Source organism: Streptomyces sp. NPDC048191 (assembly GCF_040652655.1).
Classification (GTDB): Bacteria; Actinomycetota; Actinomycetes; order Streptomycetales; family Streptomycetaceae; genus Streptomyces.
In genome coordinates, this window is record NZ_JBEZMO010000014.1 from 210,729 (window position 1) to 227,237 (window position 16,509).

Consider the following 16,509-nt stretch of genomic DNA (forward strand, 5'->3'; position numbering starts at 1 on the left):
CCGAGCGTACGTGATCTGATCTTGGGGACTCCGCTGTCGGGAATTCCCGGCGACGTCACGCATCCCCTCCACGGCCATCGGTGGGATGGCATCTAGCTGTCACACCCGCACTCCGTGTCGTACGAGTTCCTACGGTAGGTGCCGAGGCAGCCCGAGGGAGATTTCATGAATGAGGCCGACGGCACACCGACGTTGACCGGAGAGCGCGCTCAATGAGTCACCAGTGCTGCCGTGCATCGAGTTGCTTCGGTCCCCTGATGGGGCGCGATCACGGCGAGTTCGGCCGTGATTCTTCAGCATGCCGCGCGAGGCGACACTCTCGAGAGCCCTGAAAGTCAGCAAGGCGACGTCCAGTTCTCCGAACCGACCTGGACCGGCGTCACGGCTAACGAAGGCCTGATCCGGCCGGAGGGGTACGAATGAGCAACGAATTGCCGGCGAAGCCGGCGCCGACGTGTCCTGTCAGCAGGAAGGGGCAAGAGCAGGAAAGCCCTCCCCGGCCCGCCCCTCTCGCACCGGGCCGACTGCCCATGGTGGGACACGTGTGGCCACTCATGCGGGATCCGTTCACGTTCTTCGAGTCACTTCGCCGTCGCGGGGAAATCGTCCTCATCCACATTGGCCGGCGCCCGATTTACGTTCTCACCACGGCGCGGCTCGCACACAGCGTCCTGGTCGAGAATGCGCGTTACTTCGACAAGGGAATGGTGTACGAGGCCGTCCACCCGTTGAGCGGCAATGGACTGCTGGCATCCGGACGCGAACTGCACCGCCGTCAGCGGCGCATCATCCAGCCCCTGTTCCACAAGGACATGATCAGGGCCTACTCCGAAACGATGAGCAGCGAGGCGCAGAAACTGGCGGATTCCTGGCGCCCCGGTCAGCGCGTCGCCGTCGACGAGGTCATGGTCGAGCTGACGCTGACGACGCTGGTCCGGTCGATGTTCTCCGGTCAGCTGCCCCGGTCCGTGGTGACGGACATCCTCCGCTCGCTGCCGGTCTTCACCCGCGGCATGGTCGCCAGGACGGTGCTCCCCTCCTGGCTGTGCCGGGTGAGTGGTTTCGACAAGCGTTTCCTGGCCGCGGCGGGACGGCTCCGGTCGGCCGTCGACGCGGTGGTGCAGAGCGACCACCCCGATGGTGTGGAGGGCAGCAACCTGCTGTCCCACCTGCGCGCGGCACGCGACCCGGAGACGGGGGAGGGGATGAGCGACGAGCTCATCCGGGACGAACTCGTCTCGATCATGATGGCCGGAACCGAGACGACGGCCGCGACCATGGCGTGGACGTGCCACGAACTCGCCCGGAACCCCGCCGTCGAACAGCGGCTGCGGGCCGAGCTGCAGGAGGTCCTCGACGGCCGGCCGGCTGGATACGACGACCTTCCCGCCCTTCCCTACACCCATGCCGTGGTGAACGAGGCGTTGCGGCGGTATTCGCTGCTGATGCTGTTCCGGCGCGCGACGCAACCGGTCGTCCTCGGCGGGGTCCGGCTGCCCGCGGGTGCCGACGTGATGTTCAGCCAGCTGGACCTCCACCGTGACGACCGCCCGTTCCCGGAGCCGGACCGGTTCGACCCCGAGCGGTGGCTGGGGGACCGGGACAGCCAGCCTCCGCGTGACGCCTTCATCCCCTTCGGAGCCGGCAACCGCCGCTGCATCGGTGAGGGTTACGCCCAGGCCGAGGCGGTGATCGCGCTGGCGACCATCCTCGGCCGCTGGCGGCTCGCCCCCGCTCCCGGCCATTCCGTGCGTCGCGTGGCGGCGGCCATGCCGCGCCCCAACAGTCTGCCGATGACCGTCACCGCGGTCGCCAACGAAGGAGGCGGTCTTTCCCGTGTCTAGCCAGAACACCGAACGTCTGCCCGCCGCCGACGCGATCGCCATCGTGGGCATAGGCTGCCGGTTCGCCGGCGGAGTCGACTCCCCCGACGCCCTGTGGCGCCTGCTCGAACGCGGTGGCAACGCGGTCCAGGAGGTTCCGCCGGAGCGGTGGAACGCCGACGAGTTCTACGACCCGCAGCCCGGGGTGCAGGGCAAGTCCGTGTCCCGCTGGGGCGGCTTCCTCGACCGGATCGGCGGCTTCGACACGGGCAGCTTCGGCATCACGCCGTACGAGGCAGAGGCGATGGACCCGCAGCACCGCCTGCTGGTCGAGATGTCCTGGGAGGCGCTGGAACACGCCGGGATACCCCCGGCGTCCCTGGCGGGGTCGCAGACGGGCGTGTTCCTGGGCCTCGCCCACCACGACTACCTGCTGCGCACGATGGACGACGCGCTGATCGAGAACCCGTACGTGATGACGGGCAACGCGCACTCCGTCGGCGCGGGCCGGGTGTCGTACCTGCTCGGCGTGCACGGCCCCTCCGTGGCCGTGGACACCGCGTGCTCCTCCGGCCTCCTCTCGGTCCACCTGGCCTGCCAGAGCCTGCGCACCGGCGAGTCCGACCTGGCCCTGGCCGGTGCGGCGATGCTGATGATCGGGCCCGAGGTCGGGGTGCTGTTCTCCCAGTGGTCCATGCTGTCGCCCAACGGCCGGTGCGCCGCGTTCGACGCCGCCGCCGACGGGTTCGTGCGCAGCGAGGGCTGCGCGGTCGTCGCCCTGCAGCGGCTGGAGGACGCGATACGTGACGGCCACCGGGTCCTCGCCGTCATCCGCGGCTCGGCGGCCAACCAGGACGGCCGCTCCGACAACATCGTCGTCCCCTCGGCGACGGCGCAGGAAGCCGTGCAGCGCCGCGCACTGCGCACGGCCGGCGTGGACCCCGCCCAGGTGGGGCTGGTGGAGGCGCACGGCCCCGGCACGCCGACCGGCGATCCGGTGGAGTTCAAGGCGCTCGCCGCCGTCTACGGCGCCGGTGACCAGCCGTGCGCGGTCGGCTCGGTGAAGACGAACATCGGCCACACCGAGTCGGTCTCCGGCGTGGCCGGACTCATCAAGACCGTGATGGCACTGCGCCACGGCCACATACCGCCGAACCTGCACTTCAACGAGTGGAACCCGGACATCTCCCCCGAGGGGACACGGCTGTTCGTGCCGACCGGGCTGCAGGAGTGGCCGGTGAGCGGCGGGCCGCGACTGGCCGCGGTCTCCTCCTACGGCTTCAGCGGCACCAACGTCCACGTCGTCGTCGAGCAGGCGCCCGACACCACGGGCCGTTCCCCGGCTGCCGCGACGCCCGCCGTGGCGGCGTCCCGGGCCGAGCCCCTGGACGACGAGCGGGTACGGCCGTACGTGCTGTCGGCGAGCACCCCGGAGTCCCTGGCGGAGACCGCCGAGCGGGTCGACCAGTGGCTGTCCGGCGAGGGCGCGTCGGTGCCGCTGAGCGATGTGGGCTACACCCTCGCCCGGGGCCGCGACCACCGCAAGGAACGGCTCGTCGTCCTGGCCTCCACGCGTGACGAGCTCGTCGACCGGCTCAAGCTGGCCGCCACGTCCCAGGCCGGCGAGGGCATCGTGTCGGGCTCGGTGGGCGTCCACGGCGGCGACACGGTGTGGCTGTTCTCCGGACAGGGCTCCCAGTGGGCCGGCATGGGCCGGGACCTGCTGGACAGCGAACCCGCCTTCGCCGCCGCGATCGACGAACTCGAGCCGCTCATCGCCCGGGAGGCGGGCTTCTCCGTCCGCGCCGAACTGGTCGGCGACACCACCGTCACCGGGATCGAGCGGGTCCAGCCCACCATCTTCGCGACGCAGGTGGCGCTCGCCGCGGCCTGGCGGGCGCGCGGTGTCGAGCCCGCCGCCGTGATCGGGCACTCCCTCGGCGAAGTGGCCGCGGCGGTCGTTGCCGGCGCGCTGTCCTACGAGGACGGGGCGAAGGTGATCTGCCGTCGGTCCTCGCTGATCACCCGGATCGCCGGCGGCGGCGCCATGGCCACGGTCGAGCTCCCGCACGAGCAGGTCGAGGCCGAGCTGGCCGCCGCGGGCATCGAGGACGTCAGCGTCGCGGTGGTGGCCTCGGCGGGCTCCACGGTCGTGGCGGGCGACCCCGACCGGATCGGCCGGCTCATCGCCGGGTGGGACGCCCGTGACCTGCACACCCGTCAGATCGCCGTGGACTACGCCTCGCACTCCCCGCACGTCGACCCGATCCTGGAGGACCTGGGCACCCGGCTGGCCGACCTGGCCCCCAGGACGCCGACCGTCCCGTTCTACGGCACCGTCCTGGACCCGAGGGAACCCGCCGCGTTCGACGCGGACTACTGGGTGAGCAACCTCCGCCGGCCCGTACGGTTCGCCGACGCCGTCAACGCGGCCGTGACCGACGGACACCGGGTCTTCATCGAGGTCTCCCCGCACCCGCTGCTCACCCACGCCGTCACCGAGACCGCCCACGCCATCGGCCGGGACGCGGTCACCGTACCCACCCTCCGCCGGGACCAGGACGCCCGGCAAGGGCTCCTGCCCCAGCTGGCCGGCCTGCACTGCACCGGTGTCCCCGTCGACTGGGAACGCGAGTACCCCACCGGGCACCTGGCCGACGTCCCCCTGCCGGTGTGGGCGGGGCGTGACCTCGGGGTGCTCGCCACGGCCGTACAGCGGCCGGGGGCGTCGAGCGTGGCCGTCCACCCGCTGCTCGGCGCGCACCTGCAGCCCGTGTACAGCGACGACGAGCACCACTGGCAGGCCCGCGTCGGCGGCCGCGAGCTGCGCTGGCTGGGCGACCACCGGGTCCATGGCCAGCCGGTGATGCCGGGGGCCGCGTACTGCGAGATGGCCCTGAGCGCCGCACGCACCGTCTTCGGCACCGAGCCGGACGGCGCGGAGACGGTCGAGGTGACCGATCTGACCATCCACGAGATGCTGCCCGTGGACGAGGACACCGTGCTGTCCACGCGGGTACGCCCCGTCGCCGAGGGCCTGGTCCGCTTCGAGGCCCTGACCCGCCGCGACGGCGACGAACCGACCAGCCTCGCCACCGGTTCGCTGCGCCGTACGACCCTGACCCGGCCGGACCGCCGCGACCTGGCCGAACTCCTCGAACGCCACCCCGGGACCCTCGAACCGCGCGACGCCTACGCCAAGTTCCAGGCCGCGGGCGTCAACCACGACGAGTTGTTCGCCGCCCTCACCGCCCTGCACCTGTCCGAGGACACCGGCGTCGACCAGTCGGTCCTCGCCGAGCTCCGGATCCCCGCCGGGGTCCGCGCACACCTGAACTCCTACGGCATGCACCCGGTGCTGATCGACGGCCTGCTGCAGGCGCTGGCCGCTCATCCGGCCCTGCTCCGCGACGCGTTCCCGGTCGGGGCGGGCGCCGTGCGCGTGTACGGCGATCCGCACCACGGACGCTACTGCCTGGCCCGGCTGCGTCACCTCGACGAGCGCCTCGCCGTGGGCGATGTGACGCTCCTCGACGAGGACGGCCACGTGCTCGCCGAGATCGAGCGGGTGCGCCTGGCCACCCAGGACCGCCGGCTCGCCGAACGGCTGCTGGCCCTCGACTGGGAGCGCGTCGAGTCCGCCCCGCAGCAGCCCGCCGGGCGCTGGCTGGTGGTGACGGAGGACGACGCGGGTCCCGAGGCCTTCGTCGGCGAACTCACCGCGACCCTGGCCACCAACACCGGCAGTGCCCACCTGGCCGTCGGCACGAGCCCGGAGAACGATCAGGACCTCGCGGCCGCGCTGGACGGCCGGCCGTCCGGAGAACCGCTGCACGGCCTGGTGCTGCTGTGCCCGCCCGCCACCGGCGTGGCCGACGAGGCCGCGGTCGACCGGGCCGAACGCCGCGTGGGCCGGCTGGTCCGGCTGGTGCGCCTGCTGGCCGAGCGCACCGAGACCAGCGCGCCCCGGCTGTGGGTGGTCACCCGCGACGCCCAGCCGGTGCACGACGGCGACGGAACGAACCTGGAACAGACCCCGCTGCGTGGCCTGTGCCGGGTGATCGGGCACGAGCACCCCGAACTCGACGTGGTCTGCGTCGACATCGACACCGACACCACGGGCGGACAGCTGGCCGCCACGCTGTGCGCCGGCACGGACGCCGACGAGATCGCCCTGCGCGGCGGCGACCTGTACGTCGCCCGGCTCAAGGTGGCGCCGCTGCACGAGGACGACCGCAGGACACGGCGGATCCGCCACGGACACGACGGCTACGCCCTGGCGGTTCGGCACGCGGGCGACCTGGGCAGCTTCGAACTCGTCGACACGGGACGACGCCGGCCGGGCCCCGGGGAGATCGAGATCAGGGCCGAGGCGTTCGGCCTGAACTACGCCGACGTGCTCAACGCGATGGGCCTGTACAAGACCATCGACGGCGAGCCCATGCCCTTCGGGTTCGACTGCGCCGGAACCGTGACCGCCGTCGGTGACGACGTCACCTCGCACCGGGTCGGCGACCGGGTCGCCGCGCTGCACCCCGGAGCGTTCCACTCCTTCGCCGTCGTCCCCGCCGTCAAGGCGGTGGCGATCCCCGACGACGTCACCTTCGAGGAGGCGGCCGCGCGGCCCAGCGTGTACGCCACCACCTGGTACGCCCTGCACCGGCTGTGCCGGATCGGCGCCGGGGAACGCATACTGATCCACTCCGCCACCGGCGGTGTGGGCCTCGCCGCGATCTCCATCGCCAGGCACTTCGGGGCCGAGATCTTCGCCACCGCCGGAACGGAGGCCAAGCGACGGCATCTGCGCGACCTCGGCGTCAAGCACGTCTTCGACTCCCGCTCCACCCGCTTCGCCGACGAGATCCGCGAGCTCAGCGGCGGCGAGGGCGTCGACGTCGTGCTCAACTCGCTCACCGGCGCCGCCCAGCGGGCCGGCCTGGACCTGCTGCGCATCGGCGGCCGTTTCGTCGAACTCGGCAAGAAGGACATCTACGCCGACTCGCGCATCGGGCTCTACCCCTTCCGCCGCAACATCTCGCTGCACAGCATCGACCTCGGGGTGCTCGACCACGACTACCTCGGCGGCGTCCTGCGCGAGGTCCACGACCTCCTCGCCACCGGCGCGCTGCAGGCCCCGCCGCACACCGTCCACCCGCTCGACGACGCCGCCACGGCCTTCCGCACGCTGGCCGCCGGCGACCACATCGGCAAGGTCGTCCTCGCGCTCCCGCGGGACGGTGAGGGCCAGGCCGTCGTCCGGCCGGACCAGGTACCCGTCGTCCGCGGCGACGGCGCCTACATCGTCACCGGCGGACTCGGCGGACTGGGTCTGCTCCTCGCCCGCTGGCTCTCCGGGGCGGGCGCGGGCCGCATCGTCCTCAACGGCCGTTCGGCGCCTTCCCAGGACGCCGAGACGGTCATCCAGGAGCTGCGCGCCGCCGGCACCGGCGTCGAGGTCGTCCTCGGGGACATCGCCGTCGCCGGCACCGCGGACGACCTCGTCCGGGCCGCCACCGCGGACGGTGTGCCGCTGCGCGGGGTGGTCCACGGTGCCGCGGTGATCGCCGACGCCGCGATCGCGAGCCTCGACGAGAACCAGATCGAGCGCGTGTGGGCGCCCAAGGCACGCGGCGCCCTGCGGCTGGAGCAGGCTTGCCGGGACCTCCCGCTCGACTGGTGGTTCGGCTTCTCCTCCGCCTCCGGCCTCCTCGGCTTCCCCGGTCAGGCCTCGTACGCCGCCGCCAACGCGCTCCTCGACGGCCTCACCGTCTGGCGGCGCGGCCACGGACTGCCGGCCCTCAGCGTCAACTGGGGAGCCTGGGACGAGGTCGGGCGCGGCACCTTCTTCGCCGAGAGCGGCCACGCCATGATCGCCCCCGACGAAGGCATCACCGCCTGCGACACCCTGCTGCGCCACGACCGGGCCCGCGCCGGTTATCTGGCCATCCTCGACGGGGGCTGGCAGAAGATGTTCGCGCAGAAGACGGGCTCACCGTTCTTCGCGGCCATCCCCGCCGCCGGCACGGCGGAAGCCGTCACGGACTCCGCCCAGCAGGCCGTCCTGGCCGAGCTGCGCCTCACCGACCCCGCCGGCCGGCAGATCTTCCTGGAGCGGCACCTCACCGACCGGGCGGCCGAGATCCTCCGGGTCAACCCGGCCGGCCTGGACCCGGACCTGTCCCTGACCGACTACGGCCTCGACTCCCTCATGGCGCTCCAGCTGAGCACGCGCATCAGCAGGGAATTCGACGTGCGCATCACCCCCAAGCAGATGCGGCAGGACTCCAGCCTCGCCGCCCTCGCCACCCGCATCCTCGACCGGCTCGACCTCGGAACGGCTCAGTAGTCCGACGCCGGCCTCCCACCGGCTCCCGTCGGCGGAACCGACGCACGTCGCCGCCGCCGACGGGAGCCGGCACCACAGCGCACACCGGAGGGATCCCCTGTGGTCAAACAACCGTCCCACGCGCCGCACGCGGCGACCGGAATCGTGAGTCTGCTGGTTCTCCTCGCCACGATCCCGGTCCTGCCGCCGATCCCCGCCTTCGGTTCGTCCGAGGACGAGATCGTGACGTTCTACGCGACCCACGCCACCCGTGGCTACGTCTACCAGTTCATGGCGGGGCTGGCCCTGCTCGCGGCGCTGTGGTTCCTCGGCTACGCGTACACCCGGCTACGCCGCGAGGTGCCGCACAGCCCGCTGCCGGTCATCATGCTCGCCGCGGGCACCGCGTGGGCCACCTTCGCGACCGTGTTCCTCGGGCTCTTCCAGATCTTCTCGGTGTGGGCCGAGGACCCCGGGACACACGCCCTGTTACGGGCGTTCTCGGACGCCTACGTCCTGGGCTTCATGTTCAACGTCCTGCCCGCGGCGGTCATGGTCACGGCCGGGTCGTGGAGCATGCGGCCGTCGGCGGGCTGGCCTGCCTGGCTGAAGCCGCTGGGCATGGTCGCCCTGGCGCTCCAGGTGCTGGGCTGCGTGCCGCTCATCTTCCCCGACGGCCCCCTCGAGCCGGGCGGTCTGATCACGTACGGACCGTTCTTCCTGGTCCTTCTCTGGATCTGCACCGCCAGCCTCGCGGCCACCCGCTGGGAGCGGTCCGGCGCCGGGCGGCACCGGGAAGTCCCTGCCGCCGCCCTCCCGGTGGAGCACTGACATGACGGTCAGCTTCGACGTGGTCGTCGTGGGCGCCGGCCTGGCGGGCCTGCAGATGCTGCACCAGGCCCGCGAAGCCGGCCTCAGCGTACGGGTCTTCGAGGCCGGCGCCGGGCCGGGCGGCACCTGGTACTGGAACCGCTATCCGGGCGCCCGCTGCGACGTGGAGAGCCTCGAATACTCCTACCAGTTCTCCGAGGAGCTGCAGCAGGAGTGGGAGTGGACCCGGCGCTACGCCTCCCAGCCCGAGATCCTGCGCTACGTCGACCACGTCGTGGAACGCTTCGACCTGGACCGCGACATCCAGTACGACACCCCCGTCGCGGCGTTGACGTACGACGAGCCGGCCTGCCGGTGGACGGTGCGCACCGAGGCCGGTGACGAGGTGGTGGCCCGCTTCGTCGTCCTGGCGGCGGGGTGCCTGTCCTCGGTCAACATGCCGGACATCCCCGGCAGGGAGACGTTCTCCGGCGAGATCCTGCACACCGCCCGCTGGCCGCACGAGCCGGTCGAGCTGTCCGGCAAGCGCGTCGGCGTGGTCGGCACGGGCTCGTCCGGTGTCCAGGTGATCCCGGCCATCGCCGAGGAGGCGAAGGAGCTGTACGTCTTCCAGCGCACGGCGGCGTACACGCTGCCCGCGCGCGACCAGCCGCTCGATCCCGGGCTGCAGGCCGCCGTCAAGGCCGACTACGCGGGATTCCGGGCGCGCAACAACGCGATGGCGACGGCCGGCCTGTCGCGGTACCCGACCAACCCGTCCTCGGTCTTCCTCGTCTCCGCCGCCGAACGCGAGGCCGCCTTCGAGTACTTCTGGGGACTCGGCGGGCCACTGCTGCTGCGCTCCTTCGGCGACCTGATGTCCGACGCGGCCGCCAACGAGCTGGTCGCCGACTTCATCCGCGGGAAGATCCGCCGGATCGTCAAGGACCCCGGCGTCGCGGAACTGCTCTCGCCGAAGCAGCCCGTCGGCTGCAAGCGCGTGTGCGTGGGCACCGGTTACTACGAAACCTTCAACCGGCCCCACGTGCGTCTCGTTGACGTGGCCTCGGCCCCGATCGAGGAGATCACCCCGGACGGCATGCGCACCGCGGCCGGCACCCACGGACTCGACACGATCGTCTTCGCCACCGGGTTCGACGCCATGACGGGCGCGCTGCTCGGCATCGACATCCGCGGGCGTGACGCGCTGCCGCTGAAGGACGTGTGGGCGGACGGTCCGCGGACCTACCTGGGCCTCGGCGTCCCCGGCTTCCCGAACCTGTTCACGATGACGGGCCCCGGCAGCCCGTCGGTGCTGACGAACATGCTGGTGGCGATCCATCAGCACGCGACGTGGATCGGTGACTGCCTGAAGTACCTGGCCGACCACGGCATCGCCGCGATCGAGGCCACCCCGGAGGCGGAGGAGGCCTGGGGGCTGCGTGTCAACGAGGTCGCCGGCCGGACCCTGTTCCCCTCGTGCGACTCCTGGTACCTGGGCGCGAACATCCCCGGAAAGAAACGTGTGTTCATGCCATTCGTCGGCTTCCCAGCCTATGCGCAGACGTGCGCCGAGGTCGCGGCGGGCGGTTACCAGGGCTTCGCCCTGACACGCACCGGGACCTGACACACCGGGTCCCGTCACCACCGAGCTGACAGGAGCACACCATGACACGGCGAGAAGCGCCGGAGATCGACTTCGACCACCACTCGGAGGAATACGGACGTGACCCCTGGGCCGCCAACTCCGAACTGATCAAGCGCTGCCCGGTGGCCCACAGTTCGCACCACGGCGGCTTCTACGTCGTCTCGGGGTACGAGCAGGTCGCGGACGTGGCCAGGCGGACGGAGGTCTTCTCCTCCGCCCACGAACTGCCGAACACGCCCGGCCGTCCCCAGGGGACGATCATCCCGGCCACCACCTTCCGCGCGCTGCCGCTGGAGATGGACCCGCCCGAGTTCCTGGACTGGCGCCGCGCCCTGAACCGCTTCTTCTCTCCCACGGTCGCCCGGCAACTGCGCCCCCGCATCCAGGCCTACGCCACCTGGTGCGTCGACCAGTTCATCGAGAAGGGCGAGACCGACCTGGTCCTCGACCTGGCCAGTGCCGTCCCCGCGCTGCTCACCCTGGACATGGTGGGACTGCCGATGGACAACTGGCGCCTGTACGCCGAGGCGGTGCACTCGCTGGCGTACACCCCGTCCGGCACCCCGGAGTACAAGCAGGTCGAAATCGGTTTCGGGATGCTCCTCAAAGAGGTTCAGGAGGCGATTCCCCGGCGCCGGGCGGAGCCGAAGGGGGACCTCATCAGCTTCCTGACACAGATGGAGATCGACGGGGAGAAGATCGGCGACGCCGACATCATCGCGGTGTGCAGCGCCATGATCGCCGGCGGCATGGACACCACCACCGCGCTGTTCGCCTCGGCCTTCGACTACCTCGACCGGAACCACGCCGACCGCCGCCGGCTGATCGAGGAGCCGGAGACCGTGCCCAAGGCGTGCGAGGAGTTCCTGCGCTACTTCACCCCGGTGGTCTGTGTCGGCCGTACCGTCATGCGCGACGACGAGATCGACGGTTTCCCGGTCTCCCGCGGCGAACGGGTCCTCATCTCCTGGGCGGCCGCCAACCTCGACCCCGACGTGTTCCCCGACCCGCTGACCATCGACTTCGACCGGGACACGCGCAAGCACGCGGCGTTCGGCATCGGCATGCACCGGTGCATCGGACGCCACATCGCGCAGACGGACTTCGAGGTGGTGCTCACCGAGGTGCTCCGGCGCATGCCCGACTACCGGCTGGTCGAGGGCGCGGCCGAACGCTATCCGACCGTCGGGCAGATCAACGGCTACGTGAAGATGCCCGCTCGCTTCACCCCCGGCCCCCGCACCGGCCCCGACGTCGCGAACGCCGGGGAACTGCTTCCCGATCTGAAGCTCGACCTGTAAGTCCCCCAGGCGCGCAGGAGGTTCCTTCCGTGGCAGAGACCGAGGACCTGGCCCCGTCCTACCCGATACCCCGGGCCGCCGACCGCCCGCTCGACCCGCCGCCGCTGCTGGGCGACCTCCGCGAGCGTCGGCCCGTGAGCAGGGTGACGCTCTGGGACGGCCGGACCGCCTGGCTGGTGACCCGGCACGAGGACGTGCGTCAGGCGCTGCGCGATCCGCGGCTCAGCGCCGACGTGCGGCACCCCTCCTACCCGTTCTTCTCCAAGGGACAGGTCGCCACCCGCGAAATGCTCCGGAGCTTCATCCGCATGGATCCGCCCGAGCACGACCGGCACCGCCGGATGCTCACCCCGGAGTTCCGGGTCAAGCACGTGGAGTCGATGCGCCCGGGCATCCAGGAGACCGTGGACCGGCTGCTGGACGAGATGATCGCGGCGGGCTCCCCGGCCGACTTCGTCACCGCTTTCGCGCTGCCGCTGCCCTCCCTGGTCATCTGCCGGCTGCTCGGTGTGCCCTACGCCGACCACGACTTCTTCCAGCGGTGCAGCGCCGTGGCGTTCAACCGCGAGTCCACGGCCGAGGAGATCCGTACCAGCCGCGAGCAGCTGACGGACTACCTCGCACGGCTCGTGGAGGAGAAGGCCGACCATCCCACCGACGACCTGATCAGCCGTCTGGTCACACACCAGGAGGCCGCGGGCCGGCTGACGCGCCGGGAGGTCATCAACACCGGCCTGCTGCTGCTCGTCGCGGGCCACGAGACCACCGCCAACATGACGGCCCTGTCCCTGCTCGACCTGCTGCGCCACCCCGAACAGCTGGGACTGCTGCGGGAGCGGCCCGAGCGCATCCCCGGTGCCGTGGAGGAACTGCTGCGCCTGCACAGCGTCGCGCACAACGGCCTGCCCCGGGTCGCGGTCGAGGACATCGAGATCGGGGGCACCACCGTCCCGGCCGGGGACGCGGTGCTGCTCTCGCTCGCCGCCGCCAACCACGATCCACGGGTCTACCCGGACCCGGGCCGGCTGGACGTCGAGCGCAACGCGCGCGGGCACGTCGCCTTCGGCTTCGGCGTCCACCAGTGCATCGGGCAGCCGCTCGCCCGCCTGGAACTCCAGGTCGCCCTGGCCACCGTGTTGCGGCGGCTGCCCGGGCTCCGGCTGGTGCACGAGTCACCGGCGGACCTGGACTGCCGCCACAGCATGACCATCTTCGGACTCCACAGCCTGCCCGTGGCCTGGTGAGCCGCGTCACGGCCGTACATCGGAGCACTCCTGTGACCACACCGGCGAAAGCCGTCGACACCGCACGGATCGACACCCTGCTGGCCGAGGCCGTCGAACGCGGCGTCGCCCCGGGCGTCTACGTCATGACCGCCGACCGCGACGGAGTCGTCTACTCCGGCGGGGCCGGCACCCGTGACGGCGTCGCGCCCTGGGCCGAGGACACCATTGCCTGGATCGCCTCCATGACCAAGTCGGTCGTGGCCGTCGCGGCGCTGCAACTGGTCGAGCAGGGCGCGATCGCCCTCGACGACCCGCTGGCGGACGTGCTGCCCGAACTCGCCGCACCCCAGGTGCTGGAGGGCTACGACGGTGACGTGCCCCGGCTGCGCCCGGCCCGGTCGGCGGTCACACTGCGGCGGCTGCTGTCGCACACCGGCGGTTTCGGCTACCCGTTCCTGTGCCCGGACCTCGCGCGCTACCACGAGGCCAACGCCATCCCCTCGACCCGGGAGGGCCGGCTGTCCACGCTGGTGGACTCGCCGCTGGTCCACGACCCGGGCACCGACTTCTGCTACGGCATGGGGCTCGACTGGGTGGGCCTGGCCATCGCCCGGATCACCGGCACCGACCTGGAGACCCGTCTGCGCGAGCACATATGCGGCCCGCTCGGCATGACCGACACCGCCTTCCGCATCGCCGACCGAGGCCGGCTCGCCGGGCTGTACGCCCGCACGCCCGGGGGACCGGTGGCGGCCCCCTTCGAGCTGCCGCAGGAGCCCGAGCTGGTCTCCGCCGGGGGCGGGCTCTACGGCAGCCCGCGCGACTATCTGACGTTCCTGCGCATGATCGCGGCCGGCGGCACCCTGGACGGCACGAGGATCCTCGCGGCGGACACCCTCGCCGAGGCACGGCGCAGCCAGTCCGGCCCGGTGCGGCGGATGGTCTCCGTCGCCCCGGCCGTGTCCCACGACATCGAGCTGCTCCCCGGCACACCGGTCACCTGGTCACTGCTCGGCATGCGCAACGAGGCGCCGACGCCGCAGGGACGCCCGGTCGGCACGCTGGCCTGGGCCGGGGGAGCCAACTCCTACTACTGGGTGGACGGCGGCACCGAAGGCCCCGGCGCGGCCGTGCTGTTCACCCAGGTCGTGCCCTTCGCCGACCCGGCCGTGCTCGGTCTCGTCGCGGCGGTCGAGCAGGCCGTACGGGCCGCCGCCCGGTGAGCAACTCCCTTGCCGTTCTGTTAAGTTACAAGTGACTTACTAGTATCTACCGGGGGGAGTGGCCTCGATCATGGAGCGGGCCAGACGGCTTGCGGGCGTGGACCGTCGCGAGCAGGTCCTGAAGATCGCCGCGGAGGAGTTCGCCGCACACGGGCTGCACGGGGTGTCCGCCGAGGTGATCGCCCGCAGGGCGGGCATCACCCACGCCTACGTCTTCCGGCTCTTCGGCACGAAGAAGCAGTTGTTCCTCGAAGTCGTCCGCCGCGCCTTCGCCGCCATGGCCGACGGCCTCGCCGAGGCCGCCGGATCGGCCAAGGGCCTTCAGGCGCTGGCCGCGATGGGGCAGCGTTACCACGACAGCCTGTCCGACCGCACCCTGCTGCTGCTCCAGCTGCAGGCGTTCGCCGCGTGCGGCGACCCGGAGCTGCGTGCGGCCGTGCGGGAGTGCTTCGGCGAGCTCTGGCGGACCGTCAGCGACCGCACCGGCCTGGACGCCGTACAGATCAAGACCTTCATGGCCTACGGGATGCTGCTCAACACCAGCGCCGCGCTGGGGCTGGCGGACCTCGAAGCGGACTGGGCCGCGCAGGCCACCACCCGTATCCAGACAGGGCTGTTCGAGCACCTGACGAGCGAGGCGAACCGATGACCGACACCGCAACCGAGTCCAAGCCGGAGGTCTCCGGGCGCACGCTGGTGCCCGCGCTGATGTTCATCGCCCTGGTGGTCGCGGTGGTGGGCAGCCTCGGGGCGCCACTGATCACCGCGGTGGCCGGGAAGTTCGACGTCTCGCTGGCCGCGGCGCAGTGGACCCTCACCGCCCCGCTGCTGGTCGGCGCCATCGCCACCCCGGTCCTCGGGCGCCTCGGTACCGGGCCGCGCCGCCGCCAGGTCATCCTCGCCACCCTCGTCACCGTGGTGCTCGGCAGCCTGCTGACCACCGTGCCGCCGTCGTTCGGCTGGCTGCTGGCCGGCCGGGTGGCGCAGGGCGCGGGTCTCGGCCTGACCGCGCTGATGATGGGCGTGGCCCGCGACCACCTGCCGGAGCGGCGCTCCGCGCCGACCATCGCGCTGCTGTCGGTGGCGTCCACCGTCGGCATCGGTGTCGGCTACCCGCTCGCCGGTCTCCTCACGGACCTCTCCGGGCTGCGGGCGGCGTACGGGCTCGGTCTGCTGATCACCGTGATCGCGCTGGCGGCGGCCTGGTGGGCGGTGCCGCAGCCGCCGCCGGGCCGGACGATGGCGGTCGACGTGCCCGGGGCGACGCTGCTGGGTGCCGGTCTGCTGGTCCTGCTGCTGGCGATCAGCCAGACCACCCTGTGGACGAAGCACCCGGCACTGGCCGGGGTCCTGCTGGCGGCCGCGGTCGTGCTGCTGGCGGTGTGGGTGCGCCACGAACGCCGCTCCGCCACCCCGCTGGTGGACCTGACACTGCTCCGGCACCCCGCGGTGGCGGGCGCCAACGTGACCATGCTCCTCGGCGGCGTCGGCATGTACCTGCTACTGACGCTGGTCACCCGCTATGTGCAGACCCCCGCGGCGGTCGGCTACGGCTTCGGAGTCGACGTCTTCGTCGCGGGCCTGGTCCTCGTGCCGTTCTCGGCACTGGGCTTCGCCGGCGGCAAGCTGGCCCCACCGCTGCGCAAGCGGCTCGACGCCGCCACGGTGCTGGCCGTCGGGGGCGCCATGGTGCTGGCCGCGCTGGTCGTGTTCGCTCTGGCCCGCGGCCAGTTGTGGCTGGCCTTCGCCGTGATGGGGCTGCTGGGCCTGGGCGTCGGCGTCTTCTCCGCCGCCATGCCGGCCGCGATCCTCGCCGTCACGCCGCCCGAGGAGACCTCCAGCGCGATGAGCTTCAACCAGGTCGTGCGCAGCGTGGGCTTCTCCATCGGCAGCGCGCTCGGCGGTCTGGTGCTCGCCGCCCACACCGCCTCCAGGGCGACGTTCCCCGCCGAGTCCGGATACACCGCGGCCGCCTGGGCCGGGGCGGCCTCGATGGCGGTGACGATCGTGATCAGTCTGGTCCTGCGGCGCACCGCGAAGGCGCGTCCCAGCTGACACCGGCTCCCGGCGCCGGGGGGGGGCGGGCGGGGGGGTGGGGGGGGACGCTCTTGGTGTCGGTGCGCTGGGGGGCGGCGGGTATGCCGGGGTGGCGT

Annotated in this window: 9 protein-coding genes; all 9 read left to right on the forward strand. The window is 72.0% G+C overall.

What is annotated here, in order from left to right; genetic code table 11:
• Positions 1–554: 554 nt before the first annotated feature.
• The 9 genes from AB0D93_RS23590 (at position 555) to AB0D93_RS23630 (ending at position 16,411) form a co-directional block, all read left to right on the forward strand.
• Positions 555–1,844, forward strand: coding sequence for a cytochrome P450 (locus AB0D93_RS23590; protein WP_362122323.1), 1,290 nt, complete (start codon positions 555–557; stop codon positions 1,842–1,844).
• The gene (locus AB0D93_RS23595) at positions 1,837–8,169 is read left to right on the forward strand and encodes an SDR family NAD(P)-dependent oxidoreductase (protein ID WP_362122325.1); all 6,333 of its coding nucleotides are present in this window, start codon (positions 1,837–1,839) and stop codon (positions 8,167–8,169) included. The genes AB0D93_RS23590 and AB0D93_RS23595 overlap by 8 nt, the downstream gene beginning before the upstream one ends.
• A 144-nt stretch (positions 8,170–8,313) precedes the next feature.
• Positions 8,314–8,979, forward strand: coding sequence for a hypothetical protein (locus AB0D93_RS23600; RefSeq protein WP_362122327.1), 666 nt, complete (start codon positions 8,314–8,316; stop codon positions 8,977–8,979).
• 1 nt (position 8,980) lies between these two features.
• Positions 8,981–10,585: an NAD(P)/FAD-dependent oxidoreductase gene (locus tag AB0D93_RS23605; protein ID WP_362122329.1), complete on the forward strand. Its 1,605-nt coding sequence runs from the start codon at positions 8,981–8,983 to the stop codon at positions 10,583–10,585.
• A gap of 41 nt (positions 10,586–10,626) precedes the next feature.
• Entirely contained in the window at positions 10,627–11,907 is a 1,281-nt protein-coding gene (locus tag AB0D93_RS23610; RefSeq protein ID WP_362122331.1) for a cytochrome P450, read from the forward strand.
• Between the two features lie 29 nt (positions 11,908–11,936).
• Positions 11,937–13,151, forward strand: coding sequence for a cytochrome P450 (locus AB0D93_RS23615; protein WP_362122333.1), 1,215 nt, complete (start codon positions 11,937–11,939; stop codon positions 13,149–13,151).
• A gap of 32 nt (positions 13,152–13,183) precedes the next feature.
• Complete coding sequence (locus tag AB0D93_RS23620) at positions 13,184–14,356, forward strand: serine hydrolase domain-containing protein (protein ID WP_362122335.1); 1,173 nt, start codon at positions 13,184–13,186, stop codon at positions 14,354–14,356.
• Positions 14,357–14,426: 70 nt separating this feature from the next.
• Positions 14,427–15,005 (forward strand): TetR/AcrR family transcriptional regulator, encoded by a 579-nt coding sequence (locus tag AB0D93_RS23625; protein WP_362122337.1) that lies wholly within the window; start codon positions 14,427–14,429, stop codon positions 15,003–15,005.
• Complete coding sequence (locus AB0D93_RS23630) at positions 15,002–16,411, forward strand: MFS transporter (RefSeq protein ID WP_362122339.1); 1,410 nt, start codon at positions 15,002–15,004, stop codon at positions 16,409–16,411. Before AB0D93_RS23625 ends, AB0D93_RS23630 begins: the two co-directional genes overlap by 4 nt.
• Positions 16,412–16,509: the final 98 nt, after the last annotated feature.